Origin of the sequence: Pyramidobacter sp. C12-8, assembly GCF_002007215.1 — a bacterium.
In the GTDB taxonomy this organism is placed as follows: Bacteria; Synergistota; Synergistia; order Synergistales; family Dethiosulfovibrionaceae; genus Pyramidobacter.
Genome location: NZ_MUHX01000031.1, coordinates 1 through 25,293 on the forward strand (window position 1 = coordinate 1; position 25,293 = coordinate 25,293).

The 25,293-nt window shown below is 54.0% G+C and carries 28 protein-coding genes; 6 read left to right on the forward strand and 22 right to left on the reverse strand.

The window, feature by feature from the left end:
• Positions 1 to 276: helix-turn-helix domain-containing protein (locus B0D78_RS10390; protein WP_143521727.1), on the reverse strand; the 276-nt coding region annotated here is incomplete at its 3' end.
• Positions 277 to 523: 247 nt separating this feature from the next.
• Here B0D78_RS10390 and B0D78_RS10395 point away from each other — a divergent pair.
• Positions 524 to 1,279: a glycosyltransferase family 2 protein gene (locus B0D78_RS10395; protein WP_078016894.1), complete on the forward strand. Its 756-nt coding sequence runs from the start codon at positions 524 to 526 to the stop codon at positions 1,277 to 1,279.
• A 231-nt stretch (positions 1,280 to 1,510) separates the two neighbouring features.
• Here B0D78_RS10395 and B0D78_RS10400 read toward each other — a convergent pair whose 3' ends face one another.
• From B0D78_RS10400 to B0D78_RS12895, 3 genes are read right to left on the reverse strand one after another with little or no spacing between them, the layout of a single operon-like run.
• Positions 1,511 to 1,726 (reverse strand): DUF2922 domain-containing protein, encoded by a 216-nt coding sequence (locus B0D78_RS10400; protein WP_078016895.1) that lies wholly within the window; start codon positions 1,724 to 1,726, stop codon positions 1,511 to 1,513.
• Positions 1,727 to 1,765: 39 nt separating this feature from the next.
• Positions 1,766 to 1,990, reverse strand: coding sequence for a DUF1659 domain-containing protein (locus tag B0D78_RS10405; protein ID WP_078016896.1), 225 nt, complete (start codon positions 1,988 to 1,990; stop codon positions 1,766 to 1,768).
• A gap of 20 nt (positions 1,991 to 2,010) precedes the next feature.
• The gene (locus B0D78_RS12895) at positions 2,011 to 2,361 is read right to left on the reverse strand and encodes a hypothetical protein (RefSeq protein ID WP_168170102.1); all 351 of its coding nucleotides are present in this window, start codon (positions 2,359 to 2,361) and stop codon (positions 2,011 to 2,013) included.
• A gap of 36 nt (positions 2,362 to 2,397) precedes the next feature.
• Between B0D78_RS12895 and B0D78_RS10410 the strand changes: the two genes are divergently transcribed.
• Both B0D78_RS10410 and B0D78_RS10415 read left to right on the forward strand, forming a co-directional pair.
• Positions 2,398 to 3,165 carry an ABC transporter permease gene (locus B0D78_RS10410; RefSeq protein ID WP_078016897.1) on the forward strand — a complete coding sequence of 256 codons (768 nt, stop codon included), beginning with the start codon at positions 2,398 to 2,400 and terminating at the stop codon, positions 3,163 to 3,165.
• Positions 3,166 to 3,177: 12 nt separating this feature from the next.
• On the forward strand, positions 3,178 to 3,927 hold the full coding sequence (locus B0D78_RS10415) for an ABC transporter ATP-binding protein (protein WP_078016898.1): 750 nt from the start codon (positions 3,178 to 3,180) through the stop codon (positions 3,925 to 3,927).
• 70 nt (positions 3,928 to 3,997) lie between these two features.
• On the opposite strand, the gene rfbB is transcribed toward B0D78_RS10415, so the two are convergent.
• Complete coding sequence (gene rfbB, locus B0D78_RS10420) at positions 3,998 to 5,017, reverse strand: dTDP-glucose 4,6-dehydratase (protein ID WP_078016899.1); 1,020 nt, start codon at positions 5,015 to 5,017, stop codon at positions 3,998 to 4,000.
• A gap of 44 nt (positions 5,018 to 5,061) precedes the next feature.
• On the reverse strand, positions 5,062 to 5,946 hold the full coding sequence (gene rfbA / locus B0D78_RS10425; protein WP_078016900.1) for a glucose-1-phosphate thymidylyltransferase RfbA: 885 nt from the start codon (positions 5,944 to 5,946) through the stop codon (positions 5,062 to 5,064).
• Between the two features lie 213 nt (positions 5,947 to 6,159).
• On the opposite strand from rfbA, the gene B0D78_RS10430 reads away from it, so the two are divergent.
• A complete protein-coding gene (locus tag B0D78_RS10430) occupies positions 6,160 to 7,116 on the forward strand; it encodes a glycosyltransferase family 2 protein (RefSeq protein WP_078016901.1) in 957 nt (318 codons plus the stop codon).
• 121 nt (positions 7,117 to 7,237) lie between these two features.
• Here B0D78_RS10430 and B0D78_RS10435 read toward each other — a convergent pair whose 3' ends face one another.
• From B0D78_RS10435 to B0D78_RS10475, 10 genes are read right to left on the reverse strand one after another with little or no spacing between them, the layout of a single operon-like run.
• Entirely contained in the window at positions 7,238 to 8,374 is a 1,137-nt protein-coding gene (locus B0D78_RS10435) for a phosphonoacetaldehyde reductase (RefSeq protein ID WP_078016902.1), read from the reverse strand.
• 12 nt (positions 8,375 to 8,386) lie between these two features.
• Positions 8,387 to 9,682 (reverse strand): phosphoenolpyruvate mutase, encoded by a 1,296-nt coding sequence (gene aepX, locus B0D78_RS13265; RefSeq protein ID WP_205948309.1) that lies wholly within the window; start codon positions 9,680 to 9,682, stop codon positions 8,387 to 8,389.
• An 18-nt stretch (positions 9,683 to 9,700) separates the two neighbouring features.
• Positions 9,701 to 10,420, reverse strand: a complete 720-nt coding sequence (locus tag B0D78_RS13270; RefSeq protein WP_205948310.1) for a phosphocholine cytidylyltransferase family protein — start codon at positions 10,418 to 10,420, stop codon at positions 9,701 to 9,703.
• 5 nt (positions 10,421 to 10,425) lie between these two features.
• Positions 10,426 to 11,556 (reverse strand): phosphonopyruvate decarboxylase, encoded by a 1,131-nt coding sequence (aepY, locus tag B0D78_RS10445; protein ID WP_078016903.1) that lies wholly within the window; start codon positions 11,554 to 11,556, stop codon positions 10,426 to 10,428.
• 40 nt (positions 11,557 to 11,596) lie between these two features.
• Positions 11,597 to 12,778 (reverse strand): glycosyltransferase family 2 protein, encoded by a 1,182-nt coding sequence (locus B0D78_RS10450; protein ID WP_078016904.1) that lies wholly within the window; start codon positions 12,776 to 12,778, stop codon positions 11,597 to 11,599.
• 13 nt (positions 12,779 to 12,791) lie between these two features.
• Positions 12,792 to 14,270: a hypothetical protein gene (locus B0D78_RS10455; RefSeq protein WP_168170103.1), complete on the reverse strand. Its 1,479-nt coding sequence runs from the start codon at positions 14,268 to 14,270 to the stop codon at positions 12,792 to 12,794.
• Between the two features lie 45 nt (positions 14,271 to 14,315).
• Complete coding sequence (locus B0D78_RS10460) at positions 14,316 to 15,584, reverse strand: glycosyltransferase (protein WP_078016906.1); 1,269 nt, start codon at positions 15,582 to 15,584, stop codon at positions 14,316 to 14,318.
• Positions 15,585 to 15,589: 5 nt separating this feature from the next.
• Positions 15,590 to 16,075 (reverse strand): acyltransferase, encoded by a 486-nt coding sequence (locus B0D78_RS13520; protein ID WP_078016907.1) that lies wholly within the window; start codon positions 16,073 to 16,075, stop codon positions 15,590 to 15,592.
• A 2-nt stretch (positions 16,076 to 16,077) separates the two neighbouring features.
• The gene (locus B0D78_RS10470; RefSeq protein WP_078016908.1) at positions 16,078 to 17,184 is read right to left on the reverse strand and encodes a DegT/DnrJ/EryC1/StrS family aminotransferase; all 1,107 of its coding nucleotides are present in this window, start codon (positions 17,182 to 17,184) and stop codon (positions 16,078 to 16,080) included.
• Between the two features lie 4 nt (positions 17,185 to 17,188).
• On the reverse strand, positions 17,189 to 17,587 hold the full coding sequence (locus tag B0D78_RS10475) for a sugar 3,4-ketoisomerase (RefSeq protein WP_240496163.1): 399 nt from the start codon (positions 17,585 to 17,587) through the stop codon (positions 17,189 to 17,191).
• A gap of 381 nt (positions 17,588 to 17,968) precedes the next feature.
• Here B0D78_RS10475 and B0D78_RS12595 point away from each other — a divergent pair, with 381 nt between their 5' ends.
• The gene (locus tag B0D78_RS12595; protein WP_240496164.1) at positions 17,969 to 18,127 is read left to right on the forward strand and encodes an NAD-dependent epimerase/dehydratase family protein; all 159 of its coding nucleotides are present in this window, start codon (positions 17,969 to 17,971) and stop codon (positions 18,125 to 18,127) included.
• A gap of 443 nt (positions 18,128 to 18,570) precedes the next feature.
• Here the strand turns inward: B0D78_RS12595 and B0D78_RS10480 are convergent, their stop codons facing one another.
• The 5 genes from B0D78_RS10480 to B0D78_RS10495 form a co-directional block, all read right to left on the reverse strand.
• Positions 18,571 to 19,038: a DUF4411 family protein gene (locus B0D78_RS10480; protein ID WP_240496165.1), complete on the reverse strand. Its 468-nt coding sequence runs from the start codon at positions 19,036 to 19,038 to the stop codon at positions 18,571 to 18,573.
• Positions 18,974 to 19,111, reverse strand: a complete 138-nt coding sequence (locus B0D78_RS12900) for a hypothetical protein (protein ID WP_168170105.1) — start codon at positions 19,109 to 19,111, stop codon at positions 18,974 to 18,976. The genes B0D78_RS10480 and B0D78_RS12900 overlap by 65 nt, the downstream gene beginning before the upstream one ends.
• Before the next feature lie 3 nt (positions 19,112 to 19,114).
• Entirely contained in the window at positions 19,115 to 19,591 is a 477-nt protein-coding gene (locus tag B0D78_RS10485; protein ID WP_078016911.1) for an ImmA/IrrE family metallo-endopeptidase, read from the reverse strand.
• On the reverse strand, positions 19,582 to 20,271 hold the full coding sequence (locus B0D78_RS10490) for a hypothetical protein (protein ID WP_078016912.1): 690 nt from the start codon (positions 20,269 to 20,271) through the stop codon (positions 19,582 to 19,584). Before B0D78_RS10490 ends, B0D78_RS10485 begins: the two co-directional genes overlap by 10 nt.
• 507 nt (positions 20,272 to 20,778) lie before the next feature.
• Positions 20,779 to 22,122, reverse strand: a complete 1,344-nt coding sequence (locus B0D78_RS10495) for an ATP-binding protein (protein WP_078016913.1) — start codon at positions 22,120 to 22,122, stop codon at positions 20,779 to 20,781.
• 182 nt (positions 22,123 to 22,304) lie between these two features.
• Between B0D78_RS10495 and galE the strand changes: the two genes are divergently transcribed.
• Complete coding sequence (gene galE / locus B0D78_RS10500) at positions 22,305 to 23,309, forward strand: UDP-glucose 4-epimerase GalE (protein ID WP_078016914.1); 1,005 nt, start codon at positions 22,305 to 22,307, stop codon at positions 23,307 to 23,309.
• Positions 23,310 to 23,411: 102 nt separating this feature from the next.
• Here the strand turns inward: galE and B0D78_RS10505 are convergent, their stop codons facing one another.
• Positions 23,412 to 25,058, reverse strand: a complete 1,647-nt coding sequence (locus tag B0D78_RS10505) for an RNA-binding domain-containing protein (protein WP_078016915.1) — start codon at positions 25,056 to 25,058, stop codon at positions 23,412 to 23,414.
• Positions 25,059 to 25,293 lie beyond the last annotated feature (235 nt).

The following is a 25,293-nucleotide window of genomic DNA, read 5'->3' on the forward strand; positions in this document are numbered from 1 at the left end:
AGAGGTGTTACAAAGGGAAGTAACGGAGCAGTCATACCGGTGAAGGCAGCAGTTTGCTGTCCGGCCATAACAGCCTTTGAAGACAGTCTCTGCATGTTTTCTGATCTCTCTGGAGATCGTACTCGGCGACTTCAGAACTGTTGAGGCAATACTTCTGAGAGATTCTCGCCGGTTGAGGGCGCTTTCAATGGCTTTTCTTTCAGCCAGAGTCAAATGTTTGTTCATGATGATGAACTCCTTTCCGAGATCTGTTGTCTCGTAAGAAAGGTCTTTCATCAATTCAGACTAAATGCAAGCTCCTTTTAATTCAGATTTAATGCAACGGGGTACCGGATGTTGCGTTGCATTTACCTTGAAGAATTTCAAATATGCACAGCGACTTTTCCCGGCTCAGGGCTCGACTGGCATTTTTCCGGAACTTTTCGTATAATGAACAAATCTTGCAGATACTGACTTCAATCAGATACTGACTTCCACTTTGCTTTTCGTCAAAACGATTCTTGTTCGCAAAGGATGGTTCAGCATGAATCCAGCGCTTTGCTCGGTCATTATTCCCGCTTCGAAGGCGGAAAGAACGATCTCGCTCGCCCTCGACAGCCTGATCGCCCAAACCTGCCCCGACTGGCGCGCGTTCGTCATCGTCGACGGCCCGGAAGGCAACGATGCAACGTTAAAGATCGCCAACGACTACGCAGTGCGTGACCGTCGTTTTGAAGTCCTGTGCAACCGGCAAAACCTCGGCGCCGCCGACTCCCGCAACCGTGGCGTCCGTGCCGCCAAGACCCCCTGGATCGCTTTTCTCGACAGCGACGACGTCTTCCATCCCGACAAGCTCGAACGGCAGCTTGCCTTGGCGGAGCAAAAAGGCGCTTCCTTCCTGTGCAGCGCCTACAACATGATTTCTTACCCGGCGCGGACTCTGTGCAAAGTGTCGCGTGTTCCCCCGCGGATCGCCCGCGGCGATCTGATCAAATGGAACTCCATCGGCTGCTCCACCGTCATGCTCCGCAGCGAACTGGCGCGAAAGTACCCCATGGACGCCCGCGCCATTCACGAAGATTACCTGTGCTGGCTCCAGTGTCTCCAAGAGTGCGACTGCTTTGCCTGCCAGGAATCGCTGACCGATACCCTGATCCTCCCCGGCTCCCGCAACCACAGCAAGCTCCGCGCCGCCAGAGGCGTATGGGAAATTTATCGGCAACATCTGGGACTGAGCGCGCTCCGATCAATAGAGTACATGTGCGGATACGCGATCCGGGGATTCTTGAAATATATCTAAACTCGGGGCGTCCCCGAACAGTCATCGAGCTTTTGGGCTCCGGCGTGACCGGCGCTTTTTTTAGAGTTTCACGGCCGCAGACATAAAAAAACGCCCGAAGCGAACGCATTGTGTCCGTTCGCCTCGGGCGTTTGTCATCGCGCGCGGAAGGAAAAACTCTCCAGCGCCTCTATTTTTATGGCGGCGCTCCGCGGAGCGCCGCTCTTGTTTTCGGTTTATCCGTTATCCGTTTTACTCGTTATCCAGCAGCACCGTGGTGGTGCGCTCGGTCACTTCCGCCTTGAGCGCGCCGGTCAGCGCGTCGTCGAACGCCGCGCCGGCTCCGACGATGGCGTTCATGCAGCCGGTCACCGTCTCCGCGTTCAGATCGTCCTTCACATCGGATACCGAAATGGTGCGCTTGCCGCCGCTGGCCAGGCCGAATTTCATCGCAAGGGTCTTGGGCATCCCCGTCACCTCCTTTCGTTTTTCCCGTCACAAACCGCCTTATTCGGCGGAAACCACGTTCTCGTCAACGCGCAGCACTTCCAGCACCGGGTTGCTGATCACCGTGCCGATCGCGCCCGCCACGTCGAGCAGCTGCTGGCCTTCGGCCCCTTCCCGGATGCCGGCCAGGGAAATGCTCTTTACCTTGTCGGCGCCGTTCTCCAACGTGCCGGCCTTAGTTTTGATCCGCAGTTTGCAGTTCGCAAGAACAATCTGTGCAGCCATCGTTCTCACCTCCTTTCCCGTTACATCACCAAGAGTGCTTTTCCATCGTCTAAATTACAACCAGTTGTCTTTTCCGAAGAGAATTTTCCCTTCCGCGCCTCGCCACTTCGCGCGGCGGTGCGCCCGTGAAACGAACCGACCGGCGGACGCCGCGCCAGCGCGCCCGACAAAACAGGATCCGATCGGTGCAAACTGGCATTTTTCCGGAACCTTGCGTATAATGAGCACGTCGTGCCGCCTGCCAATTTAAGATCCATGCAGGCCGTCTTGAAGATTCGAAGTAAGGGAAACCGTTCGTACCGGACATATGAAGCCGCCATAAAAAGCGGCTGCGGAACAACGCCGCTCAGTTCGAAAACAGCTATCCCCATAACCGTTAGATATCATGCCAAAGCAAGGAGCGTCTCATGCTTGAAAAATACAAAAAACACCAGTTCCTCTTTGAGGAACTGGTGAAGCGCGATTTCAAGAAAAAATACAAACGAACCGTTCTCGGAATGGGATGGAGCATTCTTTCGCCGCTCGTGACCTTGCTGGTCATGCGGCTTGTCTTCACCCACTTTTTTGGACGCACCATGTCGCACTACACGACGTACCTTTTCTGCGGCAACCTGGTTTTTGCCTATTTCAGCGAATCCACGTCGCAGGGCATGACCTCGCTCCTCGGCAACGCCGCGATTTTTACCAAGGTCAACGTCCCCAAGTATCTGTTTCTCCTCTCCAAAAACTGTCAGACCCTGATCAATTTTGGCCTGACTCTTGTCGTCTTCTTCATTTTTTGCCTGCTCGACCACATTGTCTTCACGTGGAAATTTGCCTTTCTCCTCTATCCCGTCGCGCTGCTGATGCTGTTCAACATCGGCATGGGCCTGGTGCTGTCGGCGCTGTACGTTTTTTTCCGCGACATTCAATATCTGTGGTCCATTTTTTCCCAGCTGCTCATGTACATGTCCGCCATCTTTTACAGCATCGACAGCTTCAGCCCTGCGGCCCAGCGTGTTTTTCTGCTGAATCCGGTTTATCTGTTCATCCGCTATTTCCGCTCAATCGTCATCGACGCGGCGGTCCCCAACGCGGGCTTCCACCTTCTGATGGCTTTCGACGTCGCGGTCGTCGTTCTTTTCGGCTGTTGGATGTACCGCCGGTACAACACCGAATTCCTTTATTACGTATAACGGGTGATCGGCATGTCAGTCATCGAATTGAACAACGTCTCGATCCGTTACAAAGTGGGAGATTTCAAAGCGATCGGGCTCAAAGAGTACGTCATCCGCAAAATCAAGCGGAATTACCACGTTCAGGAGTTCTGGGCCGACCGGCATGTCACGTTTTCTCTGGAAAAGGGAGATATGCTCGGCATCATCGGCGCCAATGGAGCCGGAAAATCGACCTTGCTCAAAGCGATCGCCGGCATCATGACCCCGACCGAAGGCAGCGTCCAGTGTCAGGGGAACATCGCCGCGCTGCTGGAACTTGCCAGCGGCTTCGACGGCGAGCTGACCATCCGCGAAAACACCTACCTGCGCGGCGCCATGCTGGGATACACCCGCAAGTTCATGAACGAAAGATACGAAGAGATCGTCAACTTCGCGGAACTCGCCGATTTTCAGGACCGGCCCTTCAAGCAGCTTTCCTCGGGAATGAAATCGCGCCTTGCCTTTTCCATCGCCTCCCTCGTCAACCCCGACATCCTCATTCTCGACGAAGTGCTGTCCGTGGGCGACGGCGCGTTCCGCAAGCGCAGCGAAGAAAAAATGATGGAGATCATCCGCGGCGGCGCGACCACCATTCTGGTATCCCATTCGCTTGAGCAGGTTCGCGCCTTGTGCAACAAAGTGTTGTGGCTGCACAAGGGCCGGCAGGTCGAATTCGGGGACCGGGTAGACGACATCTGCACGCGCTATCAAGATTTCCTCGATAAAAAAATTCAGTTATAGCCGTCAAAAAACAAGGCACTCACCCGAAAAAATCCTGCCGGGCAAGCGCCTTTTGTTTGCGTTGAACTTTTCAGCGTTCCTCATACATCTTGGCATAGTAATTCCGATATTCGCCGCTGACGATGCGGCGCCACCATTCCGTGTGCGACAGATACCACCGCACGGTTTTACGGATCCCCTCGTCGAACGTCGTTTCCGGCAGCCAGCCCAATTCCGCGTGGATCTTGGCCGGATCGATCGCGTAGCGCAGATCGTGCCCCGGGCGGTCGGTCACGAAGCGGATCAGGCTTTCCGGCTTGTCAAGTTCTTTGAGGATCGTTTTCACAACCTGCAGATTCGTCCGCTCGTTATGGCCGCCGATGTTGTAAATCTCCCCTTCGCGCCCTCTGCGCACGATCAGGTCGATGGCGGCGCAATGATCCTCGACGTACAGCCAGTCGCGTACGTTCTCGCCTTTGCCGTACACGGGCAGCGGTTTGTCCGCCAAGGCGTTGGCGATCATCAGCGGGATCAGTTTCTCGGGAAACTGATACGGGCCGTAATTGTTAGAACAGCGCGAGATCGTGACCGGCAGTCCAAACGTGCGGCAGTAAGCAAGCACAAGCAGATCGGACGACGCCTTGGACGCCGAATAAGGGCTCGACGCATGCAGAGGCGTGTTTTCCGTAAAAAACAGATCGGGACGGTCGAGCGGTAGATCGCCGTAGACCTCGTCGGTCGAAACCTGATGGAAGCGGGCGATCCCATATTTGCGGCACGCATCCATCAGCACTCCGGTTCCAAGCACGTTCGTGCGCAAAAACAATCCCGGGTCGAGGATCGAACGGTCGACGTGGCTTTCAGCGGCAAAGTTGACAACGACATCGGGCCGATATTTTTCGAACATCGCCTCAACCTGTCCGCGGTCGGCAATATCGCCCTTGACAAACGAAAAACGCGGATCGCCGGCGGCGCTCGCCAACGTTTCCATGTTGCCGGCGTAAGTCAGGGCGTCAAAACAGATGACCCGATCCTCGGGATATGTGCGCAGCAGATAATAGACGAAATTGGCGCCGATAAAACCGGCGCCGCCGGTGACAACGATCTTCATTATTATGCGCCTCCGGATGCGGTATGATGTCGGGGATCAGAACTTTACTTCCCGTAAATGAACTTTCCTTCGGCGACAGCCTTCAGGTGCGCGCCATAGGGCGACTTGCCGTAAAGTTTTGCCGATTCAAGGAGCTTCTCGCGCGCGATCCAGCCGTTGATATAAGCGATCTCCTCCACGGCGGAGATTTGCACACCCTGCGACCGCTCGACGACGCGCACGAATTCCGAAGCCTGCGACAGAGCCTCCACGGTGCCCGTGTCCAGCCAGGCGTAACCGCGCCCGAGCGTGACAACCTCGAGCTCGTCTTTTTCAAGATAGAGCCGGTTGAGGTCGGTGATCTCCAATTCGCCGCGCGGCGAAGGCTTCACCTGCTTCGCCAGCTCGCAGACGGATGCGTCGTAAAAATAGAGCCCGGTCACGCAGTAGTTCGACTTCGGGTACCGCGGTTTTTCTTCCAGAGAGATCGCTTTCCCCTGCGCGTCAAATTCCACCACGCCGAAACGCCAGGGATCGTCCACATAATATCCGAACACCGTGGCCCCTTCCGTCCGGGAAGCGGCAGTGCGCAAAAGCCGCCCCAAGCCGCTGCCATAGAAGATATTGTCCCCCAGGATCATGGCGCAGCCCTGTCCGCCGATAAACTTTTCGCCGATGATGAACGCTTGGGCAAGACCGTCGGGAGAAGGCTGAACGGCGTAGGACAGCGAGATGCCGAATGCCGAGCCGTCGCCGAGAAGACGTTCGAAGTTGGGCAGGTCCACGGGAGTGGAGATGATCAGGATATCGCGGATGCCGGCCAGCATAAGCGTTGAAAGCGGATAATAGATCATCGGCTTGTCGTAGATCGGCAAAAGCTGCTTGGAAGTGACGCGGGTCAGCGGATACAGACGCGTGCCGGAACCTCCGGCCAGGATGATTCCTTTCATGGGAGAAAACTCCTTTGGCTTGAGTTATACGATGCGCGGTCAGCACTCGACACATACTCTGCAGCGCCGCGACTGACAAGCGCTCCTCGACGCAGGGTCAAAGAGCTGGAATAAAAAAGCGCGGCGCGGTACAATTACAAACGCGGTACCGGTCCTGCCAACGACCGTTCGTTTTCGTCCCGCGCCGCAACAACGACAGAAAGGGGCGCCCTCATGAGCAACCCGACGATCTCTCTTATTGTGCTGTCATACAACAATTCCCAATATATCCGTGGCATGCTCGATTCGATCATCGATCAAGACTATCGCGAGATAGAACTCGTTATCAGCGACGACGGCTCCAAAGATTTTTCGGCTCGGGCCGTCGAAACGTACCTGGGGCGCAGCGCGCCTGCAAGGTTCGTAAAGACGCGCGTCAACCGCAACCCAGCCAATCTGGGCATTGTAAAAAACGTCGAGATCGCGCTGAAACTGTGCTCGGGCAAATATGTCATGACCTTGGCCGCGGACGATGAATTATACAGCGACGATACGATATCCCGCCTTGTAAGCGAATTTGAAAAATTCGACGACGGCGTCGGCGTCCTCGTGTCGCAGTCCGTGATGTGCGAAGAAGACCTGCGCGTCACGGACAGACTGTTCACGGAACAACGCTTCGCGGAAATCATAAACTCCGACGACCTGTCGCTGTTGTTTTCGGAGCTGTCCTTACAGTGCTTCATCGCCGCGCCGTCAGTCGTCTTCAGGCGTTCTTCGCTCGACGCAATCGGGACGCTAACGGATCAATACACGATGATAGAAGATTGGCCGGCCTATCTGCGCTTGGCGCGGGCGGGAGTCCGCTTCAAATACAGCGACATCCTGTCCATAAAACACAGGGAAGGCGGCATTTCGCACGGGAACTCGAATAATACATTCTCGGCATACAAAAAATACCGACGCGACTTCATCGCGCTCTACGAAAATGAGATCATCCCGTATTTAAACCTGCTGCCCCAGGAGAAAGCCGTGCAAGCGATGCAAAATTACTACGCGCACAAGCTCCACTACAAATACGTCGCGTACGAAAATATTTTGCACGCTTTGGGCATCCGAAAATTTATACTCCCCCCTCTGCGGTCGCTCCTGCATTTCATCGCCCGTCTTTCGGCAAGGGGCAAGCGCCCCTGACCGCCGTTTATCCAGCCGTATCACAAACTTATTCTTGTTTTTTTAGAGAGCGCTTTCTCTTCGCGCGCCGCGGAGAAAAGCGCTCTTTGTCGTTCCGGCGCAAAACAAGGGATGAACGGGGCTACAGCACTTCGCGGAGGATCGCCAGCGCGTCGTCCCGTGAAAACGCGACGGGATTGTTGTCCATCCTCCCGGCGGTAAAAGCGTGAGCGCACAGCATGTCAAGGTCGTCCGCCTTCACGCCGAACGAGGAAAGCCGCAGAGGGCGGAACTGCGCGCACACCTCGTTAAGCCACGCCTGCACCCCGCCGTAGGGGGCAAACAGCTCGAAGAGCTCCGCGTCGTCGGGAAAGTGTCCCGTGTTTCTCCGCGCCACGGCGCCCAGCGTCATGGCCGCAGCCACCCCGTGAGGGATATTGAAAAATATCGTCAGCGGGTACGAAAGCGAATGGCACGCCGTCGTCCGCGTCTGCGAGAAAGCCAATCCCGCCAGTACCGACGCGCAGCAGAGCTTTTCGCGCAATTTTACGTTCTGCGGCTGCGCGAGCAACGGCTCGAGCGAGCCGAGGATCATTCCGATCGACTGCGACGCCAGCGCCCGCACCAGCGGAGAAGTGCGTTTTGACCAGTAGGCTTCGACCGCATGCGATAGCGCGTCGACGCCCGTGCTCAAGGTGACCGCGGGCGAGAGCGTCAGCGTCAGTTCCGGCACGATGTACGCCGCCCTCGGCTTGAGCGCAGGCGCGTCGACCGAATACTTTTTCTTTTCGTCAAGGTTCCAGATCGTCCCCCACTGCGTGAGTTCCGAGCCGGTCCCCGCAGTGGTCGGGACCGCGACGATCGGAAGAAGCGAATCGCGAAGGCGATAGCCATGCCGCCGAATGCCTTCGACGATCCGCGTTTCGTCAGGGACCGATTCAGGGTCGTAAAAAGCGCTGACGCCCTTGGCAAGGTCGATGATGCTGCCGCCGCCAAGAGCGACGATGCAGTCGATCGGCTCGCCGGCAAACTTCAGCAGCGCCTCGCGGATATCCTTCGGCGTCGGATTGGCCACCGCCGCGGTTACAAAGCGCACAGCAGCGCGCTTCCGCATCGCTTCGATCAACGGTTGCAGCCCCCAGCGCTCCAACGCCGACGGGCTTGACAAAAAAAGAATATGCGAACAGGGAAGAGCCGAAAGCCTGTCTTTCAGCTCTTCCTTGTCCATAAACGCCACGGCGGCGCTGCACAGCGGATCGAAAAGAGCCTGTTCAGCCATTTTCGCGCGCGATCACTGTTGCGGGATCAGCGTCAGGATCTCCTTGATGGAGATGCAGTTGTCGTCCACTTCCTTGCAGCGGTGCGCTTCAAGAATCATCTCGGCCGTTTTCTGCATGGCTTTGAAACTGCTGCGGATCAGGTGATTAGCGTAGATGACGATATTGACGCCGCGTTTGGCAAACTCCTCTTCCGTAACGGCGTTGAAGGAAGTCGGGACGACGATCAAAGGCGTCGTTGCATCTTTCTCGCGGAACTTGGCGCAGAACTCGAAGATCTCGGCGGGATCTTTTTTGCGCGAGTGGATCATAATGCCGTCGGCGCCGGCGGCGACGAAGGCAAAAGCTCTCCGCAGGGCGTCTTCCATGCCCTGTTCGAGGATCAGACTCTCGATCCTGGCGATGATCATGAAGTCCTTGGTCCGCAGAGCCTTTTTGCCGGCGGCGATTTTGGCGCTGAAGTTCTCGATGCTGTCCTGCGTCTGTTTGACTTCAGTGCCGAAAAGCGAATTTTTCTTCAACCCCACTTTATCCTCGATGATGATCGCCGAAACGCCCATGCGCTCAAGCGTGCGCACGTTGTAGACGAAATGTTCCGTCTTGCCGCCGGTATCGCCGTCGAGGATGATCGGCTTGGTCGTCACTTCCATGATCTCGTCGATCGTCTGCAGGCGCGAGGTCATATCGACCAGTTCGATATCCGGCTTGCCCTTGGCGGTCGAATCGCAGAGGCTGGACACCCACATCGCGTCAAACTGGCGCGCCTGTCCGTTTTCGACCACGCACGTTTTCTCGACGATCAGCCCCGTGATGCCGTTATGCGCTTCGAGAACCGAAACGGTTTTTTTGATGGCAAGCAGTTTTTTCAGGCGGCTGCGGCGCACATCAGGCAGCGAGAGCATCTCGCGCGCATTCGAATCCAGAAGCTTGTGACTTTCGCTGTCGGAATAGGGATATTCGACCAGCTCTCCGCCGTACTCCTTCAGCAGAGCGACGACCTCGTCGCGAATCGGTTTCTGAGCTCCCTTCACCCAGTCGTCGCCGTGGACGACGTAATCGGGACGCAGTGTGCGGATGTTCTCGGCATAGCTCAGCGAATCCTGTGGAACGACTTCGCTGACGCCTTTCAGGTTCTCGATGATCGACTTGCGCTCCTCATAAGGCAGCAGCGGATAACGGCGATAACTGGCGACCGCCGTGTCGGTAAGCACGCCGGCGACGACGCGCCCCAGCTGAGCCGCTTTCTCTACGATCCTGATGTGACCGCCGTGAATGACATCGGTGCCAAAACAAATATAAACGCTTTTCATCGAAGAATCTCCGTCCTTTCATTCCTTTGGCAGATCCGCCATCTTGCTGCGGATCATAATAAGATCTCGTTCGTCGTCGATCTCACGGCAGAGATCGTCTTTGACGTCCAACGGCTTCAGCTCCAGCTCCGGCAGGACTTCGTTCAGGGCGGCTTCCGCATAGCATGCTCTCCGGCCGCTCTCGCAGAAAACAATGATGTTTTCAAGCCAGCGGCGCCAGCCGTCCCGCGACAGACGATACAGAGGCTGCGCCGTCAGAGCGCTGTCAAAAAATTCAACGCCCACCTTGAGGATGCGCCCGCCTTGAACGACGGCCTTGAAGTCTTTCTGCGGAAGCGGCGCCGTCGAACTGACGGTCATGCAGTCGCACGCACCGTTCAACACAGCCGCCAAAACGGCATCGGAAAACACCAGATCGCCGTGCATGAGGACGATCTCGTCGTCGAGAAGAGAGCGCGCCTGATAAATCGAATAAATATAGTTGGTCTGCTCGTACTCGGGATTATGTACGAAGTTCAGCTTCAGCGGCAGTTTCTGTTCCCGGCAATGGGATCGCAGCAGCCCCTCGAACGGCCCCGTGGTTATGACCGCCTCCCCGATTCCCAATGCGGCGAGCTGACGGAGCTGACGGCCGATGATCGTCTCGTCGCCCAGTAAAGGCGTCATGCATTTGGGATGATCCTTGACCAGCGCCCCCATGCGCTTGCCGATCCCGGAATTCAGTATCAACGCTTTCATCTTCGCTACCGCAGTTCCTTCAAATATTCCATAAAGCTGTCTCGGTTTTCCATGGCGCTGGTCGTAGGGCGGCCGAGATCGGCGCGCGAACCGATCGCCGTCTTGGTCTCGATGAACGTAAGCGCGCCGGCGTCTTTCGCTTCCTTGAGACTCTCGTCAAGTTCTTCAAGCGCGCTCACGACTTTGATATTACCGTAGCCGCAGGCCCTAGCGACATCGGCAAGGCGGGCATGATTTGCGACCGTCGGCAGGCCGCCGACGCTCTCGTGCGCGCCGTTGTTGATCACGATATGCACGAGATTGCGGGGATGCTGCGAACCGATCACAGCCAGCGCCCCCATGTGCATCAGCGCGGCGCCGTCGCCGTCGATGCACCAGACTTTGGTATGCGGCTTGCTCAAAGCGATCCCCAGAGCGATGGAAGAGCTGTGCCCCATCGAACCGACCGTGAGAAAATCGTACTTGTGCGGCTGTCCGTTCTGGACGCGGATTTCGAACAGTTCGCGCGACGCTTTGCCCGTCGTGGAAACGATCGGATCTTCGCCGGAAACCGCGGTGACATGACGGATCACTTCTTCGCGCGTCATCGTGAAATCGTTTTTGAAAGAAACTTTTTCGTCATAAGTCAAGGCTTCTTTGGCGACGACAAACGCCACGCTCTTCCCGGCGGCAAGGAGCGGCTGAAACTCCGCCGTTTTTACCGCAAGCTCCTGCTCCGTCGTGTCTTTGCGCACGACAAAAGAGGCGACGTCCATGACTTTCAGAAGATCCAGAGTGACCGCGCCTTGAAAAACATGCTGCGGCTCGTCCTTGAGCCCCGGCTCCCCGCGCCAGCCGATCACGAAAACGCAGGGGATCCCGTACACCCGGTCGTTCAGAAGCGAAGCGATCGGATTGACGACGTTGCCCAAACCGCTGTTCTGCATGTAAACGACCGGCACCTTGCCCGTCGCCAGATAATACCCCGCCGCCAGAGCGGTACAGTTGCCTTCGTTCGCGGCGATGATATGGTCCGGCGAGATGCCGCAGTTTTTGTAGAGATAGTTGCACAGCGCTTTCAGCTGCGAATCGGGGACCCCGACAAAATGGGATGCGCCAACTCTTTTAAGCTGCTCGATAAACACTGAGACCTGCATAGAGACACTCCTCGACACATTGATATATGATATACAATTCTTAACCTTTGCCATGCAGACGGCCCAAAAGCATTACGCCGCGCATCACAGCGAGACAGGCGATACCTGCTCCGATCCCCCATAACAGCAACTTTTCCAGCAACTCTTTCAGGAGCTTGGAATCGACACTCAGCAAAAACAACGCTGAAAGCATCGCGAAAACAGCGATAAAAATGCTCTTTATCGGCATTTTAGACAAATCAGCGCCCATTTTTTGATACGAAAATCGCGTCAACGAACGCAACAACTCAAAAAAGAAGCTAGGACGCTGTGCCAGAAATTTAAGCAGCGGCAACAGCGACAGCTTTTTGATCCACAACAGGCGCGCCTTGACAAGCGAATCCTGCTCCCATTGCAGCCGCTTATGGAAAGCTTTCTTGTCTTCAGGAAAAAGCTCATCAAGATACGGTTCGACTTCCTGTTTAAACATCAGCCGCTTGTCTTTGCTGAACTGTTCGATGATATCAATCGAGTAATCGCCGCCGTTGTTGGCGATGCCGCCCTGAGCGTGCAGTACCGTACATTTGTTCATGAAGACAGGGGTAATGCCCCGCCGCGCCATACGCTGAAACGTGTGCATGTCTTCAGCGTATTTATACGCCGTGTCGTAGGCTGATACTTTCTGCTCGAAGCCGCGTTTATAACACGAAGAAAGAGAAATCAGAAGACATCGATGCGAGAGCCGGCTAAAGAGCAGCTTGGGGTCACGCGATAAAATGTCGAACTTATCCTGGTTAGTAATGTGATATCCTTTGACGTTCAATTCGGCGTCAGTGCGCGCACACTGGGCACACAGCAGCCACGGATCATAATGATACATCTTCATCATGAACATGTAATCGGAAATAACAGAGCCGTAAGCAAGTACGTCGTCAGCACCGAGATTGATATAGTAATCGCCCGTATATATTGCCAGCGCTTTGCGCAGATTTTTTACCGTACCGAGGTTCTTCGGCGACGTTAAAATCTGTACGTTTTTGATATTATCACGCTTATGCGCATCGATATAGTCGCGTAACTCTTTAACGGCAGTAGCGTCAAAATGCTCCGAGCCGTCGTCCGTGATGATAAGCTCGATTGCCTCGTAATCCTGCGCCAATATGGAGTCTAAACAGCGCGTCATGTACTGGCTGTTTTGGTAACTCAAAACAATCACGCTGACCAAAGGGTATTGAGAGTTCATCTCCACACCTCCGTCAGTTTTTGTTCTGCAGGGAAACAAAAAGCTCTTCTGCGCGTCGCTGCAGGTCGATATCCATTTCTTTCAGCACATAATCGCAGATGCGTTCGCTTATGTGCCCATCAGAATCGCCTAACACACTGCTGAAGGCTTGAACAGAACGCTCGCTCATCTCTGCTGTCCGGTTCGTGCGTACCGCTTCCAAAAAGTCCAGAACGTCTTCAGGAACAGTCGCTTCAGGAATGCCATTCAGATACTCTTCATGCGAAACACGTTCGCCGCCAGGTTTTGACGTATAAATCACAGGATTGCCAGAAGCGCGATATTCAAGCAAGAACGTCGTCGCGTCGCTGATCATCGCCGTTGAAACGCTAAAAGCATCAAGATAATCCGGTCGTTTATCGACGATGATGTTCTCGTAACGGGCGATATCGTTCATCGTCTCGTTAAACTCATTGACGACCTCTTGACTCTGCTTCATGATACGCTGCCAGAAAATCGGGTGCGGACGCCATAGCAGCACGATGTCGTTATGGCGCTTAAAGTAGTCAAATACCACGTCTTTATACAAAAAGTATGTTCCGACGCCGACATTCTCTTCTATGCTGAAGTGCGTGTTCCAGAGCACAGCCGGCCTGCCTTTAACGACATCAGACCAATAATTATATGCTCGGGCCTGCGCGGCATTATATGCGATATCAAACTTGGGATGCCCCAACGTAACGACATTTTCAGCATCTCTGTAGCCATACTGAGCGTGCATTTTTTTGTAGATATCACTATAGCCAATGATGCGCCAGAAATGATAAAACGGCGGCAGCTGATAGAAGTATTTAATCAGCTCCGCGCCTCCTTGCGTATCGAGGCAGTACGGAATATACACCGTGTAGGGAGTGTGCTTCTCGACATCGTTGACCTGGAAATAGGGCATGTTGCCGCGACAGTAATACGGCTTCATGTAGAAGACGATATCGGGCGACTCTGTGGCGATGTTGTACTCATACATCGAATATGCTTCAACGCCGGCGTCTCTGTATTCAGCCAGCATACGGCGGTAAAATTCTGTATCGTAAAACACCTCCCCGAAATGGACGTTGATCGAATAACTTACAATCACCTGCACCTCAACGTTCGGCATCACTGAAAAACGCTCGTACACCGGTTTGAACGAAGGCCAACAAGAATATTCATGCGTCAAGAACGCGGCCTTGACTTTGCTTTCTTCACCTTTCAGGCCGGCTGTTTTTTCCGCGACGTACTCCTGCAAAACAGCGACGCTGTCGTAAGTATTGTAGCCGATAACGTCGATCAATTCGCGCAGGGCGCATAAAAGATCGATATTACTCTCTGATGCGGGACGCGTACGCGGCGAGTACTTCATGCCTTCGCACTTTTTCTGCAAAGCGTCGGCATAATGCTTTATATCTTCCTTCATCAAGGTAAGGACCGAGGGAGACGCCGCAGCATGATCGCCGATGATAGCGTAGAGATTCATCAAAAAAGTTTTGTCTGAGTAATTCATGCCTGGAATCCTCCCTCGTTATTTTCTCTTGCCGGCGATGTAGGAGTGCATATAGTACAGCTTGACACCCACGTTCAGGAGAAGCTTGAGCAGAGAGACGCCGCACTCAATAATTCCCAGCAGCAACAGAAAGGAAGATAGGACCGGGGGCACGTCCGTATACCTGTCGAAAAGCCAGGCAAAAACAAGGAACGGGATTCCCCGCAGCAGGCTTGTAAAAATCTCCCGCTTCAAAGAAAAGCGAATAATCGCGTCTTTATTGTTTTTCGCAAAGAGAAGAAGTTTCTTTGTGAGCTGACGAAAGCTTACCATACGCAGATTTGATTTTTTCCGATGCGAAGGATTGTTCAGCGCAGCACCGGAACTCGCGTCTTCACTGCCGCATGACGCGTCAGCGTCTGAGTCTAAACCGACGGCGGCTGTTCTATACCGGGCGGCGACGCGTCCGGCGAGCGCATAGGCGTCAGACGAAAAAAAGGCACGATAGGGCCTGACTTCGCGTTCAAAGATCCCTCTGACGTCGTTTTCGCACGCATTCACAGCGGCGTCAGCGATAAATTCGTCTCTTGCATCTTCAATTTGTCTCCTTCTCGCAGAGACATTTTCCAAAAAGAAAGGACGAACATTCATCCTGAGTGCCCGAAGCTGCAACGGCCAGGCTGCCAGTCGGGAATATCCCTGCAAGGAACCGAGCCTGCCGAACAGTGTCCGTTTATACATGCAGCCGACAATGGGCAGAATAACTCCGGAAACGGCTTTATCGCGCAAGGCTGCGACGTCGCCGCGTCGGAGCAGTTCCGCAATATCGGCGTCCATCGACAGACGGCCGCGTTTCAGTTTTTCATTGTACATTTCAACTTGCGCAACGATCCACTCCGGCTCGTCGTCATGAGTATTCACAAAGGTCATCATGTCGGCGAAAACGCATGAGTACTTCCATACGTCATCTGAGGTGATAAAAAGCTCATATTCGCCAGCGCATATTGCGTGAACTTTTTTCAAGCACGCAATAACGCCGGAATTCTCTTTGTTCTCGGTAATCACAACGCGCTTGATGTTATTGCCGCGGTGCTTAGTAACGTAGTCGATAATTTCGTCCGCGGGGAAGTCCCCGCCAAGGCGCATACTGCCAACAATCAGCTCTATGTTGGGATAGGTCTGCGTCAGCACGGAGTGCAACGCGTCAAAAATGTATTCGCTGGAACCATAGTCAAAAACGATAGCGCTAAGCAAAGGCGCTTGCTGATAGTCGTTCTTGTAGGGTTCGGGCAAAGGCATGTCTGACATTAAGTTCACACTCCCTGGGGGGGGGGGACTTTAGTTTCGACCTCTCGCCCAGGGTTGCCGACGATGACAGCATGAGCCGGCACGGACTTGGTCACGACCGCCCCCGCGCCGATCATCGCGCCTTCGCCGATTTCGATACCCGGCAGGATCGTCGCGTTGGCGCCGATGGAACAGCCTTTTCGCAGAACGGTATGAAGCAGTTTCCAGTTTTCGTTGCGGCTTTTGGGGTACATGTCGTTGGTCAGCGTCGCGTTAGGGCCGATAAAAACGTTGTCTTCAACGGTAATTCCGTCCCACACCTGCACGCCGCATTTGATCGTGACGTTGTCGCCGATGACGACTTCATTCTCCACGAAGACGCCGTCGCAGATGTTGCAGTTTTTGCCGATCCGCGCGCCGGGCAGGATGTGCGCGAACGCCCAGATGCGCGTGCCTTCTCCGACGTTTATCGATTCGCAGAGTGCCTGAGGATGGATAAAAACGTCTTCCATGATTACCCTCTCCATTCGTTCAGCGTCCTGACAACGTATCCTGCGTCGCCGAGGGACATGCCGTTGAAAAAGGGCAGACTGAGGACCGAATCGGCATCCTTTTCCGCCAGGGGGAAGCTGCCTCCGCCGTACCCTAAACCGCGATAGGCTTCCGACAGGTGCGGCGGGATCGGATAATGGATCAGCGTATCGATCATTTTGCCCTCGAGGTACGCGCGCAGTTCGTCGCGTTTGGGACAGGTCACGACGTACTGGTGCCACACGTGTTCCGCGCCGAAAGCGATCCGCGGCAGGCCGATCGATGGATGCGTGATGCCGTCGTTATAAACTGTGGCAAGTTCTTTCCGTTCCGCCGTCAGTTCGTTCAGGTGAGAAAGCTTGACGCGCAGCAGCGCTGCCTGGATCTCGTCAAGGCGGGAATTCACGCCCTGCACTTTGTTATAATACTTTTTCTCGCTGCCATAGTTGCGGTACAGCCGCACTTTGGCGGCGAGCGACTCGTCGTCGGTGACGACGGCTCCGCCGTCGCCGAAGCCGCCCAGGTTCTTTGTAGGATAAAAGCTGAAGCAGGAAATGGCACCGAAAGTCCCGGTCATCTTTCCGCCGAACGCCGCGCCATGGCTTTGAGCGCAGTCCTCAATGACGGGCAGGCGATGCTTGGCGGCTATCTTCATGATTTTGTCCATCCGGCACGGCTGGCCGTACAGGTGAACAACGAGGATCGCCTTGGTACGAGGGGTGATCGCTGCTTCAATCTTGTCGGGGTCGATGTTGTGATATTCGTCGGGCTCTACGAAGGCTGGCGTCGCGCCGTTCTCGGTGATTCCCAAGACTGTGGCGATGTACGTATTGGCCGGCACGATCACTTCGTCGCCTTTGCCGATTCCAAGCGCTCTCACGGCAAGCAGCAGAGCGTCCAATCCAGAATTCAGTCCGACGCACCAGCGCGCGCCGAGGTATGAGGCGAATTCTCGTTCGAAAGCTTCCACTTCATGCCCAAGCACGTACCAGCCGGAATCGAGGACGCGCGCGGCCGCAGCGACATATTCGTCTCGGTATCTGTCAAAGCCGGGTTTCAAAGCGTTGCAGGGGATCGCGTTGTTCAACATGCGTTCAACTCCTTCTTTTGCCGTATTCAATGAATTCGTCATAGTCGCGGATATAGTCAGCTTCATCATAATGTTCGGACGCCAGGACAAGAAGAACACTGTCGTCCTGCAGCCACTTCATCGTCCGCCACATGCCGGGGCCGACGAACAAACCGTTGCCGGGATCGTCCAGCACCGTCGTCCGCACGCCGCTTTTTCCGTCGTCCAACGAAATTTCAATCTTGCCGTAAACGCAGATCAAAACCTGCTTCAACGTTTTATGCGCATGAGCTCCCCGCTGGACGCCGTTTCGAGCTCCATAAATGTAGTATACTCTTTTTATATCGAAAGGCACGGATTCCGACGCCGCTTCGGCGACGCTCAGCGTGCCGTTTTTCGGATCGGCTGATTTATGTTCGCGCATCTTTAGCATAGCAACGACCACTCCTTTGCACTGTTCTCGTTCCCTCCTTTTGTCCTATGCTCCGCTCCAAACATTGAGCGCTCGTTCTTGATTAATCGAACGTTATCAGATCCGAGAGCCTTCGTCATGCTCCGTACACTGCAAGAACACGATGCCCAGAGTAATATGGTCTTTCCTTGGCGCACAGACTTCTTTTTACTTCAACTGGCCATTATAATATTTCTACCCGAACGCCATCGCAATCATCTCAACATCTCATGCGCTTGTTATCTCTACGGCTGTCACGGACTTCGCGAATCCTGCAGAGTATAGCACAGATGCGCAACTTTGTCCTTCATGTCGATATGGAAGGCAGGATCATCTCTCACTGGAGGCATAACGATGAACGTTTTACTCACCGGCGGGGCCGGTTTTATCGGGTCGCACACGGCGGTCGAACTGATCGCGGCGAGGCACGGCGTGGTGATCGCCGACGATCCGAGCAACAGTTCGGCTTCGGTGATCGAGCGGGTGAATGACGCCGGACGTGGGAGACAATAAAACCGACAAACACGAGGCGGTATGATCAAGGCGCCGCAACGCTTTAATACGCGTTGCGGCGCCTTGTTTTACCGTTTGATCTTTTGAACTCCACTGTCAGCGTTCCTTTATGGGGCAGGATTTCAACCTTCATCGCAATTCCAGCGCAGAGTCAACGTGATTTTAACACATTTTCTGCGGTTGATGGCGAAGGAACAATTTTACGCTGTGTCTATATGCGATACGGTACATTTATAAAAAGAGACCGTCTCAAAAGTCAATCGAGACGGCCTTTTTGCTGTCCTTTGGTAATTTCTATTCGGCATTAAAACACAATATACGCGCAAAAAAACAAAGTGACATTATGTGTCTTTAAAGGCAGTTCCGTAGTTTTGAGACAACCCTCCATAGAATTGAAAGATTTGCTGTCATTGGTTGATTGACGTTACAGGTGCAGTATAGCTTTATCCATTCTGTCGCCAGAGAAAACCCGTCCGCTCCATAAAGTCAAACATGTCCATGCTGGGAACGCCCATCATCCAGGCCATGTCGGGAATCTTCGCGTTGCCCATCAATCCGGAACTCTGCCCCGCGCCGCGCAGAACTCCAACTTCCTGTGTGACGATAATGGCATTCTTGGCCATTGCGACAGCGATGAGCCAAGGATCTGCCACATGTGGCCGCGACCAGTTTCTCAGCGCTGCATTTTTATAATAACGCTGACGCTCCACGCAGTCCAACAGGGTTTGCAACACTTTTGCGTAGGCAGTTAAAGTACCTTGATCGGGCTTGACGACAAGAGTTTTGTATTCGGCTACATAACTCGCCAGGGCGTCATTTCCACTGCACACTTCCAAGAATACCGGTTCAATGATGAACGCAGATTTCCGCCGAACCAAAGAATCGAGATGCTCCCAAAACGCGGGGGGCAAAACTGCGGCGATAGTAAAGCTTCCACGCCGCCACAAAGACGTTGGCATCAAGCAAATAAGCGTCGCGCGTCATGCTTTATGCCTCCGTCAACTGCCGCACAAGAGTGTCGAAACTCTTGCGGTTTAAGCCGGTAAGTTCGCACGCTTCTGTGAACATCGTCCGGCCTGTACGAGTGTCACGATCCAGTGCCAGAACAAAATTGGGGTCGAGGCGAGATTTGACCGCGGTGAGAAAATTTCCGCCGGAACTATTTTTCTTTTCTGCGGCACAATTTCTCCACGCGGTAACCAGCCGCGCATAATCAGCTTTTGTAATCAAGCGCAGGTCTGCTGCCCGACGGGCAATCACTTCGCGGCTGCAAGGGAAGCCCTGCACAACCGCGCCAATCCGTGCCTCGAGATTTTCAGCAAATTCTTTTTCCCATGCCTCGGCAAAAAGCTTGACAGGCGCCAATATTTCCGCCGCCACGGCATTGCACAGGACTTCAGTTCTGCTAACTTTTTGCGTGCTCTCCGTCGGCAGATTGTAAAGACTATTTTGTCCTATCCACACATGCGCCGTTTCATGAAGCAGGGAGAAGACACGCCCCCCCACGCGTCTGCCGCGTTAATAAAAATCAGAGGCGCATAGGCGTCAATAAGCGTAAAAGCCCGAAACTCATCCAGCCGTAACGTACGATGAGTATTGCAGCCAACAATGCCGCTCATCATCACCATGATACGGCACGCTTCAAGTTTCCTGCGCAAATATTTGAATGCATCGTCCGGCCGCTGCGCTTTTTTTACCCGAAACCAGTCTTCTTGCAATCCGAGCATCTCTCGAATATCCGTCACCACGGCAGAAACGCCGGAAGCGGGCGAGCAGCGGGCAACGCATGCGACAGGGTCATAACCGTTATCCTGGGCATATCGAGACATCCAGTCCTGCGCTTGCTCCATATTAAAGACGATATCGTGCAGATTTCTGCTCGGCGCGGGTACATTGCCGCTGTCGATCGTCCGATACGCGATCAACGGAAAGTCTTCTCTAGGCGGCTTTTGCAGGAAAAAGTAGCCAAAAGGAATTTTTGTCTTTTTGCTGACTTCTTCAATCTGCCTCAACGTTGGCACAGCCTTGCCTTCCTTCCATGCGTGCAAACGAAGAAGCGTTGCGTCGTTGACCGGCTCATCCTGCGTTTGTGCAACGACCCAGTCAAGCACCGGCTGCGTCACTGTGAATTCGACCTTTGGCATACAGATTCCTCCCTTCGCAACGTTTTGACATGCGAACTCCTGAATTCGTATTCTTCATTGAGAGCGCACTCCGTCGAGAATAAATCTGAAGACCGACGCCCGGGATTTTCTGTCTATGAGCGGCACCATGGAGAGCGCGCAGGTCATGTTACTTGCAAGGTTATTATAACATGAAGCCTGCAGACGGCAGCGCGGGCTGCGCAGTCGATTCGGTCCAAATGAACGATCCATATGCGCCAATATTAACGGGAGAGAAACAAGCCCGCTCTATCGGATCGCACAGTGGTCGGACTGATTGCGGCGCGGCATGGGTGGTGATTACTGACGATCCGGTAAACAGCTTAACTTTGGTGATCAAGCGGCTAAGTTACGCTGATACTGATTTCCAATTAAAATACATAATCGATACTATTATTGACATTGGCGCTCTCTAACCTGCGGTCTTTAGATAATTCTATTCCGTCTGCGGCATTGGACATCCACGATTTTCCATAGAGTTCATTACGCTTATGAACTCCGGCGCTGTTCCAATGCCAGTCCAATCAGCCGATCCGTTTGGTCTGCCATGAACAGCGGGATATTCAGCATATCATCGTCCAGTTTCAGATTATCCAGAGAGAATCGCACACGGAGCTTCACCTGATCCGGGAACAGTTCCTTGAATTTCTTGAGGCTCTTGCTGGCTGTGTTGGCCTCGGATTTGACCTCTACAGGGAAAATGTCGTTTTCTCTTTGAATGAGGAAATCCACCTCATAAGGAGGATTGTTCTGGCTCCAATACCGGGGAACAACTTCAAACTGGGTGACCAGGGTCTGAAGCACAAAGTTCTCGGTCAGTGCGCCTTTGAACTCGGTGAACAGGCGATTGCCTTCGCCAAAGGCCGTAGGAGCCAGCTGCGCAAGACGGCGAAGCAGTCCCACATCGACCAAATAAATCTTAAAGGCGGAGAGGTCGTCGTAAGCAGCCACAGGCAGGCCAGGCGCGGAGCTGCGATAGATCTTGTGCACCAGACGGGCATCTACCAGCCATTGCAGGGCATCCTCGTATTCACGGGCTCTTGCGCCCTCTTTGACGACCTTGTAGATGAATTTCTTGTTTTCCCTTGCCAGCTGGGACGGTATAGACTTCCAGATCATAGAGATCTTCGGAAACTCATTGATATTAGGATGTTTGGCAAAGTCACGCTCGTAGGCGCCGATGATCCCAGACAGGGCTTCCTGCATGGCGGATACATCTCGCGCTTCTGTCCACATCAGAACGGATTCCGGCATGCCGCCGGTCACGTAGTACATTTTGAGTTTTTCATAAAGAGGATTAAAGAAGGCGTCGGGGATTGGCTCAATGATGTTCACACTGTCCAGATACCTCGCTAAATTCTCGTCGCCGTTGGCGAGCAGGAACTCTGCAAAGGTCATGGGATCAATCTGCATAAAGTTGACCTTGCCCACAGGGAATGATGAAGGTTTGGCCAAGGCGATCCCCAACAGAGAACCGGCACAGGCAATGTGATACTGCGGTGCATTCTCGCAGAAATATTTCATGGAATTGATGACCTTGGGGCAGTCTTGTACCTCGTCAAAAATGATGAGGGTCTTTTCAGGCGTAATCTTCTGACCGCTGGCCAGCATCAAATTTTGCAAGATACGATCAACGTCCTTTGTCGTTTCAAAGAACTGTTCGTATTCTTCGTTCTCGTCGAAATTGAAATAAGCAACGTTTTCATAGTATCGTGTGCCAAATTCTTTGAGAATCCATGTCTTGCCTACTTGGCGAACACCTTTTAGGATCAAAGGTTTACGGTAAGGTGAATGCTTCCATTCCAGCAATTGTTTTAAAATCACTCGTTCCATATGCAACATCCCTCACATTATTATTGATGTTTATGTGTATTATTATCACATAATTATTGTATTCTGCTCAACGAAAAAAAGCAACAGCCGTCGCGTAATTGTTTCAGTGTATAATTTTGTATTGGAAGTCAGAGTTCGCGTGATGCGTGGCGGCTGACAACTTTTTATTGGAGGGAAGGACCATGAACGTTTTACTCACCGGCGGGGCCGGTTTTATCGGGTCGCATACGGCGGTCGAACTGATCGCGGCGGGGCACGGCGTGGTGATCGCCGACGATCTGAGCAACAGCTCGGCTTCGGTAATCGAGCGGCTGGAACGGATCACGGGCGTGCGCGTGCCGTTTTACCAAATCGACGTGGCCGACACGGCGGCGCTGGAACGTCTTTTTGCGGAGCGTCATATCGACGCGGTGATCCACTTCGCGGGGTTGAAAGCGGTGGGCGAATCGGTGGCCAAGCCGCTGCTCTATTACCGCAACAATCTGGACACGACGCTGGCGCTGCTGGAAGTGATGGCGGCGCACGGCTGCAGGCGCTTCATCTTCAGCTCGTCGGCCACGGTGTACGGGATGACGAACTCCGTTCCGTTCACGGAGGAGACGCCGGCCGGCGGCTGCACGAATCCCTACGGCTGGACGAAGTTCATGATCGAGCAGATCCTGCGCGACGCGGCCGCCGCGGACGCGGAGGTGTCGGCGGTGCTGCTGCGTTACTTCAACCCGATCGGCGCGCACGAGTCGGGGCTGATCGGCGAGCAGCCGCAGGGGATCCCCAACAATCTGATGCCGTATCTGTGCCAGGTGGCGGCGGGCAAGCTGCCGCAGCTGCGCGTTTTCGGCGACGACTACCCCACGCCCGACGGCACGGGGGTGCGCGACTACATCCACGTGGTCGATCTCGCCAAAGGGCATGCGTCGGCGCTGGCTTACGCCGCCTCGCACCAAGGGGCCGAGGTATTCAATCTCGGCACGGGGCGCGGCAGCAGCGTGATGGATCTGATCCGTTCGTTCGAACGGGTCAACGGCATTAAAATCCCCTACGCGATCGCGCCGCGCCGCGCCGGCGACATCGCCGCGTGCTGGGCCGACGCCTCGAAAGCCGAGCGCCTGCTGGGCTGGAAAGCGCGGAAATCGCTCGACGACATGTGCCGCGATTCCTGGAACTGGACGAAGAAGTCGCTGCTGTAGGATCAGCGAAAGAGTTCGTCGAGAACACGAAGAGGCCGTCTCGAAAGTCAATCGAGACGACCTCTTTTTGTGACGTATAGAGCCGTTACGAGCCCCAAACGCTCACCGCCCAACATAGCGGTATTTTGCGTAGCGGCCTTTGTTCACCGGTTCCAGAAGCCCTCGCGCCACAAGAGCCTTCAGGAGAATGTACGCCTGGGAAGCGCTGACATGCAGTAGCTGCATGACGTCTGACCGGGAAATAAAGTCGTTGCCTTTGGCGAATTCTGCGATTGATTCACGATACTTCGTCTTGTCTCCGTCAGCTCGGCGTACGTCTTCGATTTTACCCGCCTTCGTGGCATATGCTTTAAAACGAATCGCATAGGTTCCAGTTCTACCGCTGCCATATTCCTCGACAAGTCCGGTCGCTGTCATTGAATCCAGAATAACTTTTATTGTGTTTTCTGGAATATTTATCTCTTGTGCCAGCCGTTTGACTGTCGACTTCGGACTATCCTTCAAGACGTTCAGGATCAGCAAAGCGTTGAGCGAAAGAGGGCGTCCCGATCTGTTCTGTTCCTTCGCGATCAGCTCCGCGATCCGTCTGTCGGGCTCTCCCCGCGGAATAAACAAGGATACCGTCGCCGAGGTCGACGCAGAATAATCGGGCAACGGCTTGCCATAGAGCAACGAGCCTTCGAAGATCCGGTCGATCCCCCTTCCTGTCCGTTCTGCCAAACCGATACGTTTCAGCGCGTCCGCTAACAGAAGGTTTCTCCCATGCGGCTCGGCCGTGAGCAAATTGTTTATGGAGACGCCTTCGACAAATCCGCCGGGATTGGCGACCGTCAATCCTTCATCGCTCAATGCGACCCGGACCCTGCCGCTTTTGGCGTAGTCTCTATGGCTGAAGGCGTTGACGACGGCTTCTCTGACCGCTCTTTTATCGAATTCCGGAATGGAGAGTCTGAAGAATCCTATGTCGAGTTCCCGATCGGGATTTCGAGCTTCCAAACCGTTATAGAGTTTCTCTATTGTCGATAAAATCGGCAATACGTAATCATCGTTACGACGGACTTCAGTTCCTTCCAACACCTGAAATACAGCGGCATGCGTCGGCACAAAGCGCTGAATGGCTTCCAACTTTCCGATCAAGAGAATACCCGTGACCGTGGGACACAGGACGCCGTTCTGTTCCCGAACCAATCCCAACGCCTTGTACAGGTCTTCGTCCGCCAGTTCCAACAGCGTCTTGTCTCCGCTAAAGGACGAGATCGATCGCTTGAGGCGTTCTGTTTCCAGGGGATCGAAATCTTTGATGCTGCTTTGGAACAAGGGCATGGCAGAATAATCGAGCAGACGTAAATCAGAGAGCCGCGTCGCGAATTCATAAGGATACATCGCCACGTTTTCGGGTTCTCCGTTGGCTTTGAGCCGCCGGTGAAGAACTTTTCCGGATGCGGTCGCAACAATTCCGCCGAATGACTTCGGCACCGATATTTTTAGCACGGGTTTCGTATCGCCGACGATTTCCGCCCTGACAGAGACAGGTGGTACGGTATTGTTCGCAATAAAAGCGCTGACCGTCGTCACGTTCCGATGCGCTTCATGAACGCCCGTTATTTCTCCCGAATCTTCGATGCCAAGATAAAGATCGCCGCCTTCCGTATTGGCGAACGCCACGACCGCTTCAAAAACATCGGCGTCCGGCAACTTCTTCTGATCGCTTTTGAACTCTATTGTCAACGTTTCTTTATTGGGCAGCATTTCAACACCTCCATCGCAATTCTAACACACATTTTGCGTTAGCATCAAATTTTCCAACGCAAAAACGCATTAAAAAAGACCTTGGCCAAGCTGTTGGCAAAAGAAGGATCTCGGGCAGTACTGCACCATGAAAGCGCCTTCGAGCAAAACCGAAAAGAACGCCGCGAGCTTTTCTCAGCGTCAGTAAAAAATAACTGATTCAGTGTATAATTTTCTCACAGAAGCAAGAGTTCAC